The organism is Pseudomonas sp. TTU2014-080ASC, assembly GCF_001446935.1.
Classification (GTDB): domain Bacteria; phylum Pseudomonadota; class Gammaproteobacteria; order Pseudomonadales; family Pseudomonadaceae; genus Aquipseudomonas.
Map to the genome: position 1 here is coordinate 212,514 of NZ_LKKK01000015.1, position 16,480 is coordinate 228,993.

General features: G+C 53.0%; 10 protein-coding genes. 4 read left to right on the forward strand and 6 right to left on the reverse strand.

The annotated features are described in order from the left end of the window. The first annotated feature begins 3 nt into the window (after positions 1–3). The 3 genes from AO726_RS19660 to AO726_RS19670 all read left to right on the forward strand — a co-directional run bounded on the left by AO726_RS19660 (position 4) and on the right by AO726_RS19670 (position 2,647). Positions 4–1,269: an ABC transporter permease gene (locus tag AO726_RS19660; protein WP_058069803.1), complete on the forward strand. Its 1,266-nt coding sequence runs from the start codon at positions 4–6 to the stop codon at positions 1,267–1,269. An 8-nt stretch (positions 1,270–1,277) separates the two neighbouring features. Beyond that, entirely contained in the window at positions 1,278–1,796 is a 519-nt protein-coding gene (locus tag AO726_RS19665; protein WP_058069804.1) for a DUF3299 domain-containing protein, read from the forward strand. Positions 1,797–1,960: 164 nt separating this feature from the next. Next, on the forward strand, positions 1,961–2,647 hold the full coding sequence (locus tag AO726_RS19670) for an OmpW/AlkL family protein (protein WP_058069805.1): 687 nt from the start codon (positions 1,961–1,963) through the stop codon (positions 2,645–2,647). 54 nt (positions 2,648–2,701) lie between these two features. On the opposite strand, the gene AO726_RS19675 is transcribed toward AO726_RS19670, so the two are convergent. Both AO726_RS19675 and AO726_RS19680 read right to left on the reverse strand, forming a co-directional pair. Further along, positions 2,702–3,640, reverse strand: coding sequence for an NAD-dependent epimerase/dehydratase family protein (locus tag AO726_RS19675; protein ID WP_058069806.1), 939 nt, complete (start codon positions 3,638–3,640; stop codon positions 2,702–2,704). Next, the gene (locus AO726_RS19680) at positions 3,633–4,517 is read right to left on the reverse strand and encodes a sugar nucleotide-binding protein (RefSeq protein ID WP_058069807.1); all 885 of its coding nucleotides are present in this window, start codon (positions 4,515–4,517) and stop codon (positions 3,633–3,635) included. The genes AO726_RS19675 and AO726_RS19680 overlap by 8 nt, the downstream gene beginning before the upstream one ends. Positions 4,518–5,000: 483 nt before the next feature. On the opposite strand from AO726_RS19680, the gene AO726_RS19685 reads away from it, so the two are divergent. After that, the gene (locus AO726_RS19685; RefSeq protein WP_058069808.1) at positions 5,001–5,495 is read left to right on the forward strand and encodes a single-stranded DNA-binding protein; all 495 of its coding nucleotides are present in this window, start codon (positions 5,001–5,003) and stop codon (positions 5,493–5,495) included. A 102-nt stretch (positions 5,496–5,597) separates the two neighbouring features. On the opposite strand, the gene AO726_RS19690 is transcribed toward AO726_RS19685, so the two are convergent. The 4 genes from AO726_RS19690 to AO726_RS19705 all read right to left on the reverse strand — a co-directional run bounded on the left by AO726_RS19690 (position 5,598) and on the right by AO726_RS19705 (position 16,465). After that, the gene (locus AO726_RS19690) at positions 5,598–6,770 is read right to left on the reverse strand and encodes an HlyD family efflux transporter periplasmic adaptor subunit (protein WP_058069809.1); all 1,173 of its coding nucleotides are present in this window, start codon (positions 6,768–6,770) and stop codon (positions 5,598–5,600) included. A gap of 105 nt (positions 6,771–6,875) precedes the next feature. Then, positions 6,876–9,005 (reverse strand): type I secretion system permease/ATPase, encoded by a 2,130-nt coding sequence (locus AO726_RS19695; protein WP_058069810.1) that lies wholly within the window; start codon positions 9,003–9,005, stop codon positions 6,876–6,878. Continuing rightward, positions 9,002–10,417 carry a TolC family outer membrane protein gene (locus AO726_RS19700; protein ID WP_058069811.1) on the reverse strand — a complete coding sequence of 472 codons (1,416 nt, stop codon included), beginning with the start codon at positions 10,415–10,417 and terminating at the stop codon, positions 9,002–9,004. Before AO726_RS19700 ends, AO726_RS19695 begins: the two co-directional genes overlap by 4 nt. Before the next feature lie 75 nt (positions 10,418–10,492). Further along, on the reverse strand, positions 10,493–16,465 hold the full coding sequence (locus AO726_RS19705) for an Ig-like domain-containing protein (protein ID WP_342633136.1): 5,973 nt from the start codon (positions 16,463–16,465) through the stop codon (positions 10,493–10,495). Between the last annotated feature and the right edge of the window lie 15 nt (positions 16,466–16,480).

The following is a 16,480-nucleotide window of genomic DNA, read 5'->3' on the forward strand; positions in this document are numbered from 1 at the left end:
GGCATGTACTTATTGCGCCTGGCCCTTGCCAGCCTGAGCAACCGCCGCTTCACTGCTCTGCTGACGGTATTCGCCATTGCCCTGTCGGTGTGCCTGCTGCTGGCGGTAGAACGGGTGCGTACAGAAGCGCGCAGCAGCTTTGCCAACACCATCAGCGGTACCGATCTGATTGTCGGCGCGCGCTCTGGCAGTGTGAATTTGCTGCTGTATTCGGTGTTTCGCATCGGCAACGCGACCAACAATATCCGCTGGGACAGTTATCAACAGATCGCCGCGCACCCACAGGTGAAGTGGGCGATTCCGATTTCCCTTGGCGACTCTCATCGCGGCTATCGCGTTATGGGTACCAGCCCCCAGTATTTCGAGCATTACCGCTATGCCCGCAGCCAGTCCTTGATGCTTAAGACAGGCCGACCGTTTGCTGATGACCCTTTTGAAGTCGTGCTGGGTGCCGAAGTAGCGCAAGCCCTGAACTATCAGATTGGCACCGAACTGGTTCTGGCCCACGGCGTCGCTACAGTCAGCCTGGTGAAGCACGATGACAAACCCTTCAAAGTGGTCGGCATCCTTGAGCGCACCGGCACGCCAGTCGACCGCACTCTGCACATTTCTCTGGCGGGCATGGAAGCGCTGCATATCGACTGGCAGAACGGCATGCCTGCTCGCGGGGCTGCCCGGGTAAGCGCCGATCAGGCTCGCCACATGGATCTTGAGCCGAAACAAATCACAGCGGTGATGCTCGGCCTTAAAAGCAAGATCGCAACCTTTACCTTGCAGCGGCAGATCAATGAGTTTCGCGGCGAACCACTCTTGGCCATCCTTCCAGGCGTTGCCCTGCAAGAGCTGTGGAGCCTTATGGGCACCGCCGAACAAGCGCTGTTTGTGATCTCCCTGTTCGTCGTGCTGACTGGCCTGATCGGCATGCTCACAGCGATTCTCACCAGCCTCAATGAGCGCCGCCGGGAGATGGCCATCCTGCGCTCAGTCGGCGCCCGCCCCTGGCATATTGCATCCCTGCTAATTCTGGAGGCCTTCGCCTTGGCATTGGCCGGTGTCGTGCTCGGTTGCCTGTTGCTTTATGCCGGGATTGCCGCAGCGCAAGGCTTTGTTCAGGCCAGTTACGGATTGTACCTACCCCTGAGCCTGCCAAGCCCCTATGAGTGGACGCTGCTCGGCGCTATTCTGCTGGCCGCCTTGCTGATGGGAACCCTACCGGCCTGGCGGGCGTACCGCCAATCGCTGGCGGACGGTTTGTCGATTCGTTTATGAGGCCGTCTATGCACCGCTCCCTGCTCGCCGCGCTGTTGGCGCTCGTCATTCCGCTGGCCAATGCCGATGTGCGTCAACTGTCCTGGGAGGAAATGGTTCCGCCAGAGGCTCCACCTCAGGTGGTCGAGCCCACGCCGCTTCACGATCTCAGCCAACTGGCCAATGCCCTTAGCGAATCCGGCCCCGCCGCCCTGCAGCAATCACCTGACGCACCAGTGGTACAGGCGCTGGACGGACAGGCGGTGAAGCTGCCGGGCTACATCGTACCGCTGGACGTGACCGAGGAAGGCCGGGTGATTGAGTTCCTGCTGGTTCCGTATTTCGGCGCCTGCATTCATGTCCCGCCGCCACCCTCCAACCAGATCGTGCACGTAACCAGCGAGCTGGGCGTCCGCCTCGACGCGCTGTATGAACCGTTCTGGATCGAAGGCCCACTCAAGGTCGAACACAGCAGCAGTGAACTGGCCGAAGCCGGCTACAAGATGAACGCAGAAAAAATTTACCCCTACGACCTGTCGTCAGAATAATTTCGTAAGCCTCTGATTTGCCGGTAAGCGCACATTAATTTTGGACGTTCGTTGCAAAAGTTAGATAGCTAGCTACTTTATTGAGTTAGATCAACTGCGACCTTCGTTCACCCTACTAATATCCAAATCAGCCAATACGAACCGACGTTTTACGGGAGTCAACCATGCGTACTTCTCTTTTCACTGCCTCACTGCTGGCTCTTGCCGTTGCCGCCCCGCTGGCACAGGCTCACCAGGCGGGCGATATCATCGTGCGCGCCGGTGCTGTCACCGTTGACCCGCGCGAAGACAGCGGCAACATCTGGGTGGGTGCGCTGGACACTGCCGTACCTGGCACCAAAGCAACTCTGGACAGCGACACTCAGCTGGGCCTGAACTTTGCCTACATGATCACCGACCACGTCGGCATCGAACTGCTGGCCGCCACTCCGTTCAGCCACAGCGTTGGCGTAAAAGGCATGCCGGGGGCGTTCGAAGGTCTGAACGGCAAACTGGGTGACATCAAACACCTGCCGCCAACCCTGAGCGTGGTGTATTACCCGCTGGATGCCAAATCCGCCTTCCAACCTTATGTCGGCGCAGGCATCAACTACACATGGTTCTTTGACACCGAGCTGACCAGCGCAGCCGAAGGTAAAGGTTTCAACGGCCTGGACATGCAGGACTCTTGGGGCATGGCCTTCCAGGTCGGCGCGGACTACATGCTGACTGACAACATCATGATCAACGCCCAGCTGCGTTACATCGATATCGACACCAAAGGCACCACCAGCTACGGCGGCGAGAAAGTTAAAGTCGACGTGGACGTAGACCCAATGGTGTACATGGTTGGCCTGGGCTACAAGTTCTAAGCCCAACCCCATAAAAAAACCGGCCTAAGGCCGGTTTTTTTATGGGCGAATACATTAGCCATTAACCGCCAACAAGCGGCGTAAGCCTTCTTGTACAGGCGTCTGCTCCGGCAGCTTATAGCTTGCCTGCAGGCGCTGATTATCGGCCCTGGAATGGCGAATATCTCCGGCACGCGCCTGTTGATAACTCACCTCTGGCAAACCACCGCACAGGGTCCCGATCTCAGCGAGCAACTGATTCAGACTGACAGCCTGACTCCACCCCACATTCACCGCCCCCTCAACCGCCTCAGGCGCATCCACAGCCTGCAGCAGCAGTTGCACCAGATCTTCGACATAGAAGAAATCCCGGGTCTGCTCACCATCGCCGAATACCTGAATCGGCAGCCCCTGTTGTGCCCGCTGAGTGAAAATGCTGATCACTCCCGAGTAAGGCGAGGACGGATCCTGACGCGGCCCGAAAATATTAAAGAAGCGGAAAATCGCAGGCGTCAGCCCGTGAGCGCGCCGGTAGAAATCCAGATACTGCTCACTGGCCAGCTTGTCCGCTGCATAAGGCGTCAATGGCGCTTTATCCGCATCCTCAGCCACAGCAGTGCCTTCGCCATTGTTGCCGTACACCGCAGCGCTGGAGGCAAATACCACACGTTTTACACCGTGTTGACGCATCGCCTCACAGACATTCAGCGTGCCGATAAAATTACTCTGATGGGTGCCAACCGGGTCATCCACAGAGGCCTGCACTGAAGCCACAGCTGCCAGATGGACAACCGCTGTACACCCGGCCACCGCACGGCTGACCAATTGCGCATCGGCAACATCACCCTGGATAAACTGCAAACGCGGGTTATCCACAGGCAGATTAGCGACCTTCCCCATGGACAGATTATCGAGAACACGCACAGTCCGACCTTGAGCCAACAGTGCATCGACCAAATGGGAACCGATAAAACCAGCTCCACCGGTCACAAGAACAGTTTGAGAATCAGACATGACGGTAATAACGATCCAATAACGATGGCAACCCCGAACGCCAGGCGCGCGGCTTAATGCCAAACGTGTGAAGAATTTTCTTGCAAGCCAGCACGCCGTGCTGAGGCTCTTGGGCGGCATCCGGACGCGCACTGTGCGCCTGAGGATTAACCTCCTCCAACAGATTGCTCCTGAAGTTGCGAGCCTCACTGATCACAGCTTGCCCCAGTGCCAGTGATGTCGTCGCTTCGTGTCCACCGTAGTGATAGGTGCCCCAAAGCGGCGAATCGCAATCGAGCTGTTTGAGCACAGCTAGAATCACTCGCGCGGCATCATCAACTGGGGTCGGATTTCCGCGCCGATCGTCCGCCAACAACAAAGGCTCAGAACGTGCCGCACGGGTGAGAAAACGACCAAGCAGCCCATCCGGACTGTCATCCATCAACCAGCCAAAACGCAGCAAAACGTGGCGAGGACAAATCGACCGTACCGATTGCTCAAAGCGCCACAACGCCTGACCACGGCCTTCCAGCGGCTGAGCATCTTCTTTTTCCGAATAGGCCGTCGCACGCGCGCCATCAAACACACGATAGCTGGAAGGCTGCACCAGGCGAACTTCATGGTACTGGCAAAGCTCAGCCAGACGATCAACAGCCCGCTCCTGAATTGCAAACTGCTCTGCGCTGACAGACTCAGCCTGAAACCAGTCAAAGTAATAGGCGAGGTTAATCACTACGTCTGGACGCGTCTCATCAATCAAGGCAGTCAGACTAGCAGGATCCCAGCCAGACTCCGGAGGCCTTGGCGCCAGAAAGCCGATGTCCTCCTCCGCGCCCAAGCGGATCAACGCCTGACCTAATGAATTACCACCACCTAGCAGCATGAGCCGCATACGCATAAATCTTAACTCTGAGAAATAAAACGGGTAGTTAACACTTACTGTAGAGCAGCATAAGGCGTGTACCCACCAGACCGCTCGGATACGCCCCTGTATGAAATCGGAGACTTTCGTACAGAGCCCAGTCAGAAGATACAGTGCTGAAAATGTAATACTTTCGCAAACCATGCAGGCATGGGCATGCTTTATCACCGCACTATGCTACCACTGGCAGCTTTCATACCAAACCCACGGCCAGTTGCATTGAATCGCCTTAGCGCTACACGATCTGCAAGCGGCCTGCCGCCACGCGACAGAAAACGTACCCTCCAAGCCTGGTTACGCTAAAATAGCGCCCCAACGACGGCGACGGAAAAGCCTCTGAGCCACCCAGCGATGGACTTTGTATTTCCATAACAAATACCATTGCGTTTAACAGTCACCTTGGACAATTTAATTGCCCCTTGGACAAAATAAATTGCCTCCACTTAACAGGAGAACGATATGGCCCGTGGGGTTAACAAAGTAATTTTGGTCGGGACCTGCGGCCAGGACCCGGAAACCCGCTACCTGCCTAACGGAAATGCGGTGACCAACCTGAGCCTGGCAACCAGCGAGCAGTGGACTGACAAGCAGACCGGCCAACGTGTTGAAAAAACCGAATGGCACCGTGTCGCTCTGTTCGGCAAGGTTGCCGAGATTGCCGGTGAGTACCTGCGTAAAGGCTCGCAGGTCTATATCGAAGGCAAACTGCAAACCCGCGAGTGGGAAAAAGACGGCATCAAGCGCTACACCACTGAAATCATTGTGGACATGCAAGGCACTATGCAATTGCTCGGCGGCCGTCCAGACAACGCTGGCGGTGACTCAGCTCCGCGCCAAGCTCGTCCGGCAGCGCCTGCCCGCCCTCAACAGCAGGCCGCTCCGCGTCCGGCACCGCAGCCAGCCGCACAACCCGCGCCGGACTACGACAGCTTTGATGACGACATTCCGTTCTAACGGTCTGCGTTAAAGCTGCACTGCTTACCCAAGAACCCCGCATGCGGGGTTCTTGCATTTTGGGATAACGGTACCGCTGCGCACGGCCGCCACACCTATATCTCAGCGCTCACGTAACGCCTCGCGGGCTTTATTGAGCGGTGATAACAGATAGCTAAGGACTGACTTCTTGCCAGTGTGGATATCAACTGTCGCCACCATCCCCGGCACAACCGGCATTTCCTTACCACTTTTAGAAGTCAGCTTGTCTGAGTCAGTCAGTACGTAGACCCGGTAGTAGTAAACATCAGGATGCACTTCATCCTGGATCGTATCAGGTGAGATCATCATGACCTTGCCGGGCATGCCGCCATAGACCGAGTAATCAAAGGCAGATATTTTCACTGTCGCTTCCTGCCCGGGATAAATGTAAGCAATATCCTCAGGATAGATTCTGGCCTCCACCTGCAGCTGATCTCCCAACGGGACGATTGTCATCAATAGCCCATTCGCAGGAATAACTCCGCCGATAGTCGTGGTCGTAATGTCCTTTACGATTCCCTTAACCGGAGATATCAGCGTTGTACGACTCAGAGAATCACTACGGCCTCGGGTGATGGAAGCCTGGGACTCTATCTGCTCCCGGACTTTAGCCAACTCCTCACGGGCCTTGATGATGTACTGAGCCTTGATATCGGCATGCTTGATTTCGAGCTCATTCAGCTGTCGCCTAAGCCGTAAAACCTCCACATCACTGGCAGCTCCGCGCGAGACCAAGGGCATCGTCATGGCCAATTCGCTTTTGATCAGAACCATGCCTTTTTCCAAACCCGCCAGCGACTGTTCTAGACCTTGTCGCCGGGACTTATACAGCGCTGTTTCAGCGTTTATTAAGTCGCGCTCCTGGTAGAGCTCTTGAGGAAACTGCAACGGTCCGCCATTAAGTTCTGCGCTTAATCTGGCAGCGGTGGCCTGAGCGGCTCGGACCTTGGACGCGACCTCCTCGACAGATGACTCAATACGGGTTCTGTCCAGTAAGGCAAGCACCTGGCCCTTCTGAACAATTTCTCCTTCTTTAACCCGGAGATTAATTAAAACGCCGCCCTCCAACGACTGAATAAACTGTTCCCGCGAAGAAGGAATAACTTTACCGGTCCCGGTTGAAACTTCGTCCAATACAGCAAAATAAGACCAGAGAAAAAAACAAGTGATGGCTAAAAAGAACAGCCAAACCAATTTAGTGGACCACGATAATTCATGGCGCAAACTTTCATCTGACATATTTAAGACATGCATAACCACCTCACACAAAAGCTCTTAATCAAGAAATTTGAGCAAGCGAAACCATGTAACTCACGAGACAAATAAAAAATGCTCTACAGAAATTTGGCCTACCTGATGTCATGCTTTGGCGTTAGTTTTGCGCGATTCTTTAGCAGCCAAGCTGCCAAGTAGCTCATCCTTATGCCCGTCCATGATGACCTTTCCAGACTCCAAAACAATGATCCGATCAACCAGTTTTAAGATCGGAAAGCGGTGCGTGGTAAGTATCAGAGTTCTGCCTTTAACCCACTCCTCCACGCCATCAATGAAGGAATTTTCCGTCACATCATCAAGAGATGAAGTGGGTTCATCCAACAACAGAATGTTTGATTTACTGATTAATGTTCTGGCGATTAATAAGGCCTGTCGTTGCCCAGCCGACAATCCTTTCCCACCCTCTTGAACGACATAATCAAGCCCTGAGCGGTTAGCGCGAACAATCGAGCCGGCCCCAGAAATTTCGAGCACCTGAATAATTTCGTCATCGGAAACCAAAGGGTGGCCCAGGGCGATGTTTTCCCTCAGCGTTCCATAAAATAGTCGTGAGTTTTGGGTGAGCAGTGAGACATCGCGCCGGACATCACTGGGATCAATCTGTGACAGCTCAAGACCATCCAGCGTGACGCTGCCCTTCTGCACGGCATACATACCGGCCAGCAACTGCAAAAGCGTGGACTTACCTGAGCCCATTTTCCCAAGTATGGCAACACGCTCGCCAGCCTTGATCTTGAGCTGCTCAATATCAATGGCAGCTTTGCTAGTACCGGCATAAGTGAAGGAGGCCTTATCGAGTACATAATCACCACGTATCACTGAACGGTGGAGCATTTGCCCTTCTGTTTGCTCAACGGGCAACCTCATAAGCTCATCCAGCCCCTGTTTGGTGACTTTGGCCTGCTGCCAACGTACAAACACCCCCGCCAGTTGAGCGACCGGAGCCATCATTCGAGATGCAAGAATTGACGATCCGACCAAAGCCCCTGTCGTCATATCGCCCTTCATTACCTGGTAACAGCCGACCAGAATGACGCCGGCGTAAACGGCCCCCTGTAATTCCTGTGCCCACGTCAGCAGCCAGTTAACCGCTGAGCGTTGCTTCATGCTCAGCTTGGCATGCTCAGCCGTGAGCTCTGTCCACTGGCTTTGGAACCTAGGTTCGGCACGCAGCTGCTTAATATCATCACGCCCCTCCACCGCCTCCACTAACAAAGCGTTGCGAATTGCAGCAACCCGCATTGACTCCCTGGACAAACGGGCCAATGTCTTCTGCGACAACCAAGTGGGGACAATAAACAGAGGCAGAGCGGCCAAGGCGACATACACAACCGGGCCGCCTGAGAAATACAGAATGACAATAAACAGCAATACGAATGGCAAATCAGCCATGGATCCAATAGTGGCCGATGTTATGAGCTCTCTGAGCTGCTCCAACTCACGTATCTGAGCAATAAAGCCACCTGCAGATTTAGAACCGTATTCGCTACGAACCTTCATCATGCGCCCGAAAACCACATCACTGATTCTTAAGTCGGCGTGTTTGCCTAAAGCATCGGATATTTGTCCACGGGCGACTCTCAGGAAAAATTCAAACGTAATCGCCAACATCACGCCAAAGAAAAGAACCCACAAGGTTGACTCAGACTTTGCGGGCACAACCCGGTCATAGACCTGCATCGAGAAAAGCACGACCGCCAATGCAAGAATATTAACCAGCAAGGAAGCGACGGATATCTCTACAAAACGACGCCAATCCGCAAATAGGATTTTCCAGAACCAATCCTCCTTATAGGGTTTCATGTACTGGTCAATCCGCGCATCACGGATTGCTGCCTCAGGCCGGGCTATCGCGACACGCGTAGCACGACGGCACAGCTGCTTATAATCAAGGACTGTGGGTAGCCCCTGATCACCCGCAATTAACAAGCTCATTCGCCCGTTTTTATCAACTTTCTGAACGACCCCAACCTGGCCATTTTTCATTTCAACTATCAACGGCTGACGCCAAGGATCAGCAACTTCAGGTGAAACCTCCTCAAAGCGGAGCGCCAGTCCAAATCGGGCAAATATATCTTTCAGGGCCGTGTCCAGATGGCCCTTCTCCCAGAGCAGAGAAAGTCGGACGCTTTCTTCAGATACGCTCAGGCTGTAATACCGGGCCACGTTAATCAGTGCTTCAGCCCAATAATTTATTTGCTTGGTTGTGCTCATTGCTGACCCTCCATGTCCCACAAGGCTTTATCGCTGATACCGTAGACTTCCCTACTTTTCCCCGATGTAGCGATGTACTCCACTACCCCAAATAAATAAGCGTACTTAGAGTCCTCACGGTCGGTGGCAGCAAAATAGGCCTCTTGCTCAGCGTTAAGCAGGTCAAGGATGGAGCGTTTTCCTAATGTATATTCCTCTTGATATAAAGAAGCGGTTTCCAGGATGCTGCTGTAACGCTGCTCTAATATGTGCAAGCGTCTTTTCTCACCTCGCAATTCTTGCAGTGTCTTCTTAAGACGCTCGTCAACTCTTAGCCGAACATCTCGGATTAATTCATCCGCAGCGGAAACTTTTGCATAGGCAGCGCGTATTTGTGCCGACACGGCTCCACCTTGATAAAGCAATGCAGTGCCTTTGAGTTGGATGGAATTAAAACTTCCGTGATCGTCGCCGTTGTTAGGATTGACGCCAGAAAGGGCATGATTTGAAGAAGCCTCCAGCGTTAGCGTCGGATAGCGCTGAGCTTTTGAGTGTTCCAGAAGCGAAACAGCCACCTCGCGCTCAGCGTTCGCCTCAAGCAGCTCTGGGATAGTTTGATAATCAACCGGCGCCGCAAAATTCACGGACGACTCAAGGTCGGAAGGTAGTTGCCCGATCGTTAAGCCAGAGTCCTGGCCGATTAACAGACCAAGCTGCTCAGTCCATTGCGCCAGTAGAGTCTCCATCTCTACCTTACTGGCTTCGGCACTCTCTAATCGGGATTTGGCCTGAATGGGATCGGACTGCGTGGCCAGACCAGAACCCGCGCGCAATAGTGATCGGTCATAGACATCACTCAGGGCCGTCACCTGTTTTTCTGCGACAGCCAGCAGGGTTTGGTATCGGTGCACATTGATGTAGGCCACAGCCACTCTATAGGACACGTCATCAATCTGCTTGATCAGACTGGCGACACTTTTGGCCCTTTGGTTTTGAGCATGCCCTACTTTGCTTCTGGTTTTACCAAAATCATAAATAAGCTGCGAGAGCGTGATGGTGGCCAGTTGAGCATTACCATGTTCACTTAAGCGTCCGGAACTGATATCGGCGGATAACCGCGGGTAGTACCCCGCTTGCGCCGAATCAATCATGTTCTTCTGCTCCAATACTGCGTTAATTGAAGCCTGAACGGCGGGGTGTACCTCAACCGCCATTGCTACAGCGCGGTATAAATCAATTAAATCTCGGGACTCCAAGCCCGCCTGTTGCCCGTAATCAGCGACTTTGGCAAACAATGAAGACTTGGAAGCAAGCCCAGGATCTTCGTTTAGCCAGGGTACAGCTGGCTGATCAGCAGACACATATGTAGAACTCAGTAACACAATGAGAGCAAATTTTGGCAGCAGCAAACCCCAACGATACATTAACTTCATATCGTTACTCCTAGGCAAAGTTCGTCCAAAGGAGGCTCAGCAGAGCCTCCTTATTTGGCGATATAGGTCACTACATCAAACGACTACTTGGTGGTTTGCTAAGAGTGTTAGCAAGTCAACCGTTACACCTTGAAGATTGGCTATCGGGGTGGAACTGAATTCACCTGCGGTACCATCCCTATCGATATTAAGTATCGTATTACCGCCACTATTAACTACCGAGAGATAATCCATAATCGTCTCACCAGGATCTAAGGTAGCGACACCGTTTATATAGTGTGCTGCGCCATCCGCATCGGCGACATAACCAATAAACAAACCGGAAACGTCAATACGATCCGCATTGGCTGTTGCCTCATACGTACCAACGGTAAAACCATTAACGATATCGGCACCGTTGCCACCCGTTGCGTCATTGGCTAGCAATTCATAGATCAACGTATCCTTGCCGCCATGCAACAAGTTAAACGTATCGGCTCCACCACGACCGTTGAATACGTTGTTACCGGCATTATCTGTAAAGGTATCGTTACCCGCGCCGCCGGCAATACCTTCAATATTTGAGAATGTAGCAGTACCAAACCCGGTATCCTGAGGTGATGTATTGCTTAGATCCACAGTGATAGATACGCCTGCTCCGGCAAGCTTATAGTCAACTATGTCCATACCTCCGGTATTGCTCCAGACTTTCACACCGGAAATGGTTTCAGTGCCGCCAGCACCTTCATACTTATCGGTGCCCAGGGTGGCAAAAAATGTATCGTTATACCCTGTACCGACTATTCCGTTACCAATATTGGCATTAGCAGCGTTAGTTCCGGACTCTGCAGTTAATACATACGCCTCATTGGAAGCGCCCGCTTTCAGCCCTGACCATGCAGCATTTACATGTTCAATTGAGACACTGCCGACAACTGCTGCGCCCCCCACATCAGCAGAGGAACCGTTAACACTCCTCAGCAGCACCAAACTGTAGGTTTCATTGGCATCCAGACCATAGAAATCCACAATGGCAGAACTATCATTGGTCTGATTGCCTGACTGGGGATTGAGTATCTGCACGGCTACCAGTACACCCAGCGAGTTGTACAGTTGAACTGTATTACCATATAGGCTGTTGATGCCCTGTGCATCCAGTATCCGGAAGTGTAGTGATGTACCATCAGCAATGGTGGTGGTATTGGCTATATATTTGGTATTTCCTTTCTGGGTGAATACAAGAAGATCTCTATCTCCATCCCAGTCTATGTCAGCGGCAATGGCACCAGTAACGGCATCGTTAGTATTAACATTACCTGTCCAAATACCAATTGTATTAGTACCGCCCAACATATTCGATGTCGTAAAGCTATTAACACCTCCCGCCGTGGTATTTGTATAGAGATTAATTGGGCCGGTATTGCCTGCCGCGGTCATGCCACCAGTATTACCTATACCTGGAAGCTCAATAATATCTACTTTTCCATCTGCGTTCCAATCCACCGCCAATGACGCGCCACCGGCTATATCATCGCCAAACTTATATACTCCAGCCGCCGTACCAATACCATCACTATTCGGATCATCCATCTGCAGCTTGCCAGCACCATCATTATATAAAACCTTACTTTCAAATGCCGCCGGAGTAGTTGGTGCACCCGCACCAGCAAACCCTCTCCCTAAGAACAAATCCATATATCCGTCACCATTAAAGTCTCCCCACGTCATAGAGACTCCATTGGCCCTGCTTGGATCTACAGAGTTTCGCTGAAATACCTCATCTACAATCTGTGTATTATTCCAGGTTCCATCTCCATTATTAGTCGCAACCACTAACCGGTGCGGTTCTGTACTTATTGGGGTTGTTGCTCCAGCCCCACCAATTTTACTTGACCCCACTGAAGCATGATAAACAAGATCAACGTTGCCATCATTATTCAAGTCAACACCAGATAGCTCCATATCAAATGTAGCGTTCCCAGTATTTGTTGAGGCAGGACCTCCATTTGCCGTAGCCCCCTGCGTATAGGTGTGATCTTTGATTAGCCCCAGGATTGTTCCATCCACGTTAATCACAATCTGGCTATCAACCCCGCCGCCTCCCGAAGCATCATTCGGCGTTTGATCTCCATAGGCTATGTCGACATAGCCGTCACCGGTTTTATCAAACGCAACAATGCCTCCAAACCAGTTCCAAGTGTTAGCACTACCTCCAGTTCCCCGGTCACCTCCAACGGCTGGCGGAGCACCGACCTGGTCAGCAGTATATGATGCACCGTCATATAGAAACATCTGCTGCCCATCTTGGTAGTTATTGTCTTCAGCAAACAAATCCATATATCCGTCACGATTGATATCAATAAACGTAGCACTGCCAACATAATTCTGGGCGTTATATCCACCACCGCTATTACTCACTAGCGCGGTCTGAGCAAAACTTCCCAACGTGGCGTTATTGGTACCATTCGCATCCAACATTGTTTGATTGGTATGAATACGCCACATCCCGTTTTCACCAATTGTATAAGCGGTACCTTTCTGGGCCTCATCACTTGCGTTTGAGCCAATTTCTACGACAGGCTCTGGCGCTACGATTAACTCATCAAGCGTTATATCCGCTGCAATAACAACCCCATCCGCATCTTTGACAACGGCCTCTACATCATATGTAGCCAGTGCAATTTGGCTGGGTATCTGCAGGTACCATGTGGCATTGATATTATCAATAACCACATCTCCGGCCTGGGAACTATAAGTGACGCCATCCACAGTCACTTCAAGATACTCTCCAGCCTGAAGTACAAACGGCATAACACCTGTAATCAGCGGGGTATCATCTATTGTTTCTTGCGAGTTAACAGTGACAACAATTTCGACTGTAAGGTTGAAGACCTCTGAAGCTACGCCTTCGTTACCTGAGGATTCTGCAACTACTGCCTGATAGTTATGCACACTTCCGTTTTCCAGATTACCTGGATCAAAACTCCAGCTTGTGCCGTTTACAGTGGCCACCCCAACCAAAGTCGAGCCGTCGTAAATCCGTACTTCTTCCCCCGGATTCAACTCAGCACTAATTGTTCCATTCAATATCGGGTTTCGATCATCGGTTGTGGTGTTATTACCGAACTCGCCTTGGTCGGGCCCAATATCATCCTGATAATTATCTATCGTCACAGTTTGACTAGGTGGCGCGGTGTCCACGGTCAAAGCCTGACTATCCGTTGCGCCGACGTTACCGGCCACGTCGATCACCCGCACATCCACGGTGTAATCACCATCAGTCAACGTCGTGCCGCTGTGGTCGTAAGTCCAATCGGTACCGGTCACGCTGGCTTCAAACCAAGTCACGCCACCGTCCAGACTCAGTTCAACCCTCTCATCTGCGCCCAACTCTGCTCCTAGGGTACCGTTGAAGATGAGTGTCGGGTCATTGGTAATAAAGTCGCCTGCCACACCGCCGTCATCAGTGATGCTGTCGATACTGACGGTAATACTTGAAGACGGTGGAGTGGTATCCACAGTCAAAGCTTGGCTATCAGTTGCGCCGACGTTCCCGGCCACGTCGATCACCCGCACATCCACGGTGTAATCTCCATCAGTCAACGCTGTACCACTGTGGTCGTAAGTCCAATCGGTACCGGTCACGCTGGCTTCAAACCAAGTCACGCCACCGTCCAGACTCAGTTCCACCCTCTCATCTGCGCCCAGCTCTGCTCCCAGGGTGCCGCTGAAGATAAGGTTCGGGTCGTTGGTGATAAAGTCCCCTGCCACCCCGCTGTCGTCAGTGATGGAATCGATGCTGACAGTGATACTCGAGTCCGGCGGCGTGGTGTCCACTGTCAGAGCTTGGCTATCCGTAGCGCCGACGTTGCCTGCTAAGTCGATCACCCGTACATCCACGGTATAATCACCATCAGTCAGCGCTGTGCCGCTGTGGTCGTAACTCCAGTTGGTGCCGGTCACAGTGACCTCGAACCAGGTCGCTCCGCCATCCAGACTCAACTCGACACGTTCACCGGTGACAAGCTCAGCCCCCAAACTGCCACTGAAGATCAGCGCTGGGTCGTTGGTTATAAAGTCATCTACGACGCCGCTGTCGTCAGTAATGGCATCGATACTGACAGTGATACTCGAGTCCGGCGGCGTGGTATCCACAGTCAGGGCTTGGCTATCAGTAGCCCCGACGTTGCCCGCCACATCAACCACCCGTACATCCACGGTGTAATCACCGTCGGGTAAGGTTGTTGCGCTGTGGTCATAGCTCCAAGTGGTACCGGAGACGCTGACCTCAAACCAAGTTACGCCGCCATCCAGACTCAACTCAACGCGCTCATCCGCCAACAGTTCTGCGCCCAAGCTTCCGCTGAAGATCAGCGCTGGGTCGTTGGTTATAAAGTCATCCACCACGCCGCTGTCGTCAGTAATGGCATCGATAGTGACAGTGGTTGTAGATTCAGGCGGCGTTGTATCGATTTGCAGCGCTTGGCTATCGGTTGCGCCCACGTTACCCGCCACATCAATGACCCGCACATCAATGGTGTAATCACCGTCAGGCAAGGTTGCTGCGCTGTGGTCATAGCTCCAAGTGGTACCGGAGACGCTGACCTCAAACCAAGTTACGCCGCCATCCAGACTCAACTCAACGCGCTCATCCGCCAACAGTTCTGCGCCCAAGCTTCCGCTGAAGATCAGCGCTGGGTCATTGGTAATAAAGTCATCTGCGACGCCGCTGTCATCAGTAATAGTGTCGATGGTGACAGTGGTTGTAGATGCAGGCGGCGTTGTATCGATTTGCAGCGCTTGGCTATCGGTTGCGCCAACGTTACCCGCCACATCGATTACCCGCACATCAATGGTGTAATCACCGTCAGGCAAGGTTGCTGCGCTGTGGTCATAGCTCCAAGTGGTACCGGATACGGTGACTTCAAACCAGGTTGCTCCGCCATCCAGGCTCAGCTCGACGCGCTCATCCGCCAACAGTTCTGCGCCCAAGCTTCCGCTGAAGATCAGCGCTGGGTCGTTGGTTATAAAGTCATCCACCACGCCGCTGTCGTCAGTAATGGCATCGATAGTGACAGTGGTTGTAGATTCAGGCGGCGTTGTATCGATTTGCAGGGCTTGGCTGTCCGTTGCGCCAACGTTACCCGCCACATCGATGACCCGCACATCAATGGTGTAATCACCGTCGGGTAAGGTCACTGCACTGTGGTCGTAGCTCCAGGTTGTGCCGGATACGGTCACTTCAAACCAAGTTGTACCGCCATCCAGGCTCAGCTCGACGCGCTCACCAGTGACGAGCTCAGCCCCCAGACTTCCGCTGAAGATCAGCGCTGGGTCGTTGGTTATAAAGTCATCCACCACGCCGCTGTCGTCAGTAATGGCATCGATAGTGACAGTGGTTGTAGATTCAGGCGGCGTTGTATCGATTTGCAGGGCTTGGCTGTCCGTTGCGCCCACGTTGCCCGCCACATCAATGACCCGCACATCCACGGTGTAATCACCGTCGGGCAGGGTTGTTGCGCTGTGGTCATAGCTCCAAGTGGTGCCGGATACGCTGACCTCAAACCAGGTTGTACCGCCATCCAGGCTCAGCTCGACGCGCTCACCAGTGACGAGCTCAGCCCCCAGACTTCCGCTGAAGATCAGCGCTGGGTCGTTGGTAATAAAGTCATCTGCGACGCCGCTGTCGTCAGTAATGGCATCGATAGTGACAGTGGTTGTAGATTCAGGCGGCGTTGTATCGATTTGCAGCGCTTGGCTATCGGTTGCGCCCACGTTGCCCGCCACATCAATGACCCGCACATCAATGGTGTAATCACCGTCGGGCAGGGTTGTTGCGCTGTGGTCATAGCTCCAAGTGGTACCGGATACGGTGACTTCAAACCAGGTTGCTCCGCCATCCAGGCTCAGCTCGACGCGCTCATCCGCCAACAGTTCTGCGCCCAAGCTTCCGCTGAAGATCAGCGCTGGGTCGTTGGTTATAAAGTCATCCACCACGCCGCTGTCGTCAGTAATGGCATCGATAGTGACAGTGGTTGTAGATTCAGGCGGCGTTGTATCGATTTGCAGGGCTTGGCTGTCCGT

What these genes read in the sequence shown, in the direction of transcription:
- AO726_RS19660 (WP_058069803.1), top strand. Translation starts at nt 4, where the DNA reads ATGTACTTATTGCGCCTGGCCCTTGCCAGCCTGAGCAACCGCCGCTTC.
- AO726_RS19665 (WP_058069804.1), top strand. Translation starts at nt 1,278, where the DNA reads ATGCACCGCTCCCTGCTCGCCGCGCTGTTGGCGCTCGTCATTCCGCTG.
- AO726_RS19670 (WP_058069805.1), top strand. Translation starts at nt 1,961, where the DNA reads ATGCGTACTTCTCTTTTCACTGCCTCACTGCTGGCTCTTGCCGTTGCC.
- AO726_RS19675 (WP_058069806.1), bottom strand. Translation starts at nt 3,640, where the DNA reads ATGTCTGATTCTCAAACTGTTCTTGTGACCGGTGGAGCTGGTTTTATC.
- AO726_RS19680 (WP_058069807.1), bottom strand. Translation starts at nt 4,517, where the DNA reads ATGCGTATGCGGCTCATGCTGCTAGGTGGTGGTAATTCATTAGGTCAG.
- AO726_RS19685 (WP_058069808.1), top strand. Translation starts at nt 5,001, where the DNA reads ATGGCCCGTGGGGTTAACAAAGTAATTTTGGTCGGGACCTGCGGCCAG.
- AO726_RS19690 (WP_058069809.1), bottom strand. Translation starts at nt 6,770, where the DNA reads ATGCATGTCTTAAATATGTCAGATGAAAGTTTGCGCCATGAATTATCG.
- AO726_RS19695 (WP_058069810.1), bottom strand. Translation starts at nt 9,005, where the DNA reads ATGAGCACAACCAAGCAAATAAATTATTGGGCTGAAGCACTGATTAAC.
- AO726_RS19700 (WP_058069811.1), bottom strand. Translation starts at nt 10,417, where the DNA reads ATGAAGTTAATGTATCGTTGGGGTTTGCTGCTGCCAAAATTTGCTCTC.